Source organism: Nitrospinaceae bacterium (genome assembly GCA_018669005.1).
Taxonomy (GTDB): Bacteria; UBA8248; UBA8248; order UBA8248; family UBA8248; genus UBA8248.
The window spans coordinates 1-2,964 of sequence record JABJAL010000045.1; the positions used below are offsets into that span (position 1 = coordinate 1).

General features: G+C 51.6%; 2 protein-coding genes. One reads left to right on the forward strand and one right to left on the reverse strand.

Annotated features, from left to right (window positions below; genetic code table 11):
• Positions 1 to 267: 267 nt before the first annotated feature.
• Entirely contained in the window at positions 268 to 1,524 is a 1,257-nt protein-coding gene (locus HOJ95_05850) for an MFS transporter (GenBank protein MBT6394205.1), read from the forward strand.
• A gap of 46 nt (positions 1,525 to 1,570) precedes the next feature.
• On the opposite strand, the gene HOJ95_05855 is transcribed toward HOJ95_05850, so the two are convergent.
• Positions 1,571 to 2,854 carry a methyltransferase domain-containing protein gene (locus HOJ95_05855; protein ID MBT6394206.1) on the reverse strand — a complete coding sequence of 428 codons (1,284 nt, stop codon included), beginning with the start codon at positions 2,852 to 2,854 and terminating at the stop codon, positions 1,571 to 1,573.
• Positions 2,855 to 2,964 lie beyond the last annotated feature (110 nt).

A 2,964-nucleotide genomic window follows, 5' to 3' on the forward strand; every position in this document is an offset into this window, starting at 1 on the left:
GAATACGGGACGATTTAAAATGAGGAAAATTCAAAAAGAATCCCCTTTTTAAGAGTCAACACCAGAACCCTACTTCCCCCCCGAAAATCACTCAGCCCACCCTTCGAGTTCACAACATGGTCTAGAAATTACATCTCGCCCTACCATCCGTCCTTGCGAGGTACGTTGCAAATCAAGACCTCTGCCCATAGTATGACTAGGCGTTACTTTGTCCTTTTCGGCTTATCCTTTCCACACTGAGGGACGGAGGCCAGGAGCCGTTCCTTCATGCAAGAAAAAAATGTGCTTTTTTCCACGTATCAATGGGCTATTATTGCCTCATGCTTTGTCATGCTCGCCTTGGGCTCTAGCTTAAACTTTAATTTTGGCATCTTTCTTAAACCTTTATCCGAAGAATTCGGATGGTCTCGCTCCAGCATTTCAGCCGGATTTTCTATCTTTATGATCACCGGCTCGGCCAGCGCGATTCTCGCCGGAGCAATGGCCGACAAATACGGCACCAGGCGAGTCGTCATCGTAGGCACCCTACTAATCACACTTGCCATGATATTTGCCTCTCGCCTCCAAAGCATATGGGAGTTTTACCTGCTGATCGGTGTGATAAGCGGACTAGGCCGAAGCGCATTCAACACCCCCATTCTAGCCTTCATTCAACGCTCCTTCACTCAGAATCGCGGCTTGGCCACCGGGCTAGCGGGCGCTGGAGGCGGGCTCGGAATTCTGATTACCGCCCCTATACTCGGGTATTTAATCGCAGCATACGGCTGGCGATTATCGTATGCAGCCATGGGCTCTACAGTCCTCCTGCTAACCCTACCGGCGGTTTGGTTCATTAAGTCGGAGAAAAACGTCATAACCAAGAAAAGCGCTAATGGGGCCAAATCCGCGACATTTAAAGAGGCCGCAACGCTCCCCGAAGCCTCACTCGGGGTCAAGGAGATCATGAAGCGTCGGCCTTTCTGGACCGTTTTGGGAAGTCATGCATGCGATTGCATGTGCCATTCCGTGCTGCTCGTTCACATCGTCCCCTTCGCTATTGAATCGGGTATGCCCCGCGTTCAGGCCGCCATGCTGATGAGCGCCCTGGGAGCGGGAGCACTGGTCGGGCGTCTTGTCGGCGGCATGATGTCCGACCGGTTCGGACCTAAAGGTACTCTGCTCCTATTCCTATCCATGCAGACATTTCCCGTTCCCCTACTTTTGTTCTCGCCGGGGTTGGGAACCATGTACTTCGTCGCCATATTTGTCGGGCTTGGCCTCGGAGGACATGGCACACTATATCCACTCGTGACGCGCGAGTTTTACGGGCCTAAGCGCGTGGGACTTCTTTACGGAACATTCACAATGGGCGCGAGTATTGGTATGGCGAGCGGCAGCTTTTTCGGCGGAGTGCTTTACGATATGGCAGGCGACTATTCCTGGGCGTTTCTCTACAGTTTCACGCTGGGGGTCATCTCACTACTACTCGTGTGGACCTATCCGAACAGAACCTATCTCGCCGAACCTTCGGCCGAGACGGCGTAGCCGGGGCTGGCCCAGCAGCCGGGCTAGGGGCCGCCAGAAACCCGGATTAACCCGCCTCCCCCGCTTTTTGGCACCAGAACTGGTACATGCCCAGAAACGTATCGGGGAACTCCTCTTCAAATCTCTCCCAGTTGTCAAGATTTATCATGGTCGTGTCATCGGGAAAGCGCTCTGCATATCTTTCTCGATGCTTGGACTCAATGAATTCAAAATCAATGAAATTAAGATTTTGTGAGTCAATCAACTCCCTAACCTCATGGAGAGTCAAATCATGCTCTTGCACATGAAAGAGCAGATCCCGGCAGGTGCTGAGCGAGTAAAAATCTCCATGGCGCTTGATGTCGAATCTATCCGCAGCGCTCATTAGCTCATCTCTCCTGAAGGCGCGGATATCCTCGTGCCCGGGCTTAAGGCCGTTGCTCTCGATATAATCGCGGGCCTCGATGATCTTTCGCCTGGCTATTGCACTATAGAGTCCAATCTTCATCACCCCCCCAGGAAGTAGCAGTTTCTCAAGCACGGACAAACCGCGAACGGGCTCTTTCATATGATGGAGTACACCTGCGCATTCGATGACATGAAATCTCTCCTCAAGGGCCGACAATTCCAAAATGTCGCCCTGAACAAATTCGACATTATCGATTTTCATTTTCCGCGCCATGCGAATCGCATAAGCCAGGCTCGCACGGCTCAAATCGACAGCCAGCACCTCACATCGAATCGCAATGGCCGTGGAAATCGGCTGCTGCCCCGTACCACAACCCGCGACAAGAATTCTGATCGGTTCATTAAACATTGCTTGCGGCGTAAATCGAGGCGTCACCTGCTTAAGATATCCGCTGAAATTCATTTTTCTTGTAGGTGTACGGGAGATCCATCGCGGATATGGATTATCCTCGTACTGCGCCCTGACGGCCTCAGAAGTGGCATCCTCAACCCCGGAAATGCTCTTGACCTCATTTTTAATCACCTCCTCCTCGAAGCGAACAAAAAAGGTCGTATCCAGTATTTCCTGAAACTCTAATGACCAGCTTTCCCTCGGAAAATCCCTGATGACATGAGCCGATGAAAGATTAAATAGCGGCTCATACATGGCCAGCAATAGCAACTTTTCCTCGAGTGCGGGCTCCACGGAAACACCCGCCTCAAGAGCGCCTTCAATTTCAGCACGAATTTCTTCGATTAGTTGTTTTTCCTCGGCGCCGACAGAGAAAACAAACTCATTAATGAATCCCTGGAGACATAAGGCCACGGCAAGCCGCACGCTCTCTGTCGACATCTTCGGCTCATCTCGACCAATCTCAAGAAGCGCCGCACGCACTTTCGTCAACAGGATTTCAAAATCTGACCTTGCCCCTTCAAACCGGTCCAAGCTGAAAGAGAGGATATTCGATACTCTTTTGGTAAGACCGCCCAACCCGGGAGGGGATTTAGATGAGC

Coding starts and splice junctions, on each gene's coding strand:
- HOJ95_05850 (MBT6394205.1), top strand. CDS start 268: ATGCAAGAAAAAAATGTGCTTTTTTCCACGTATCAATGGGCTATTATT.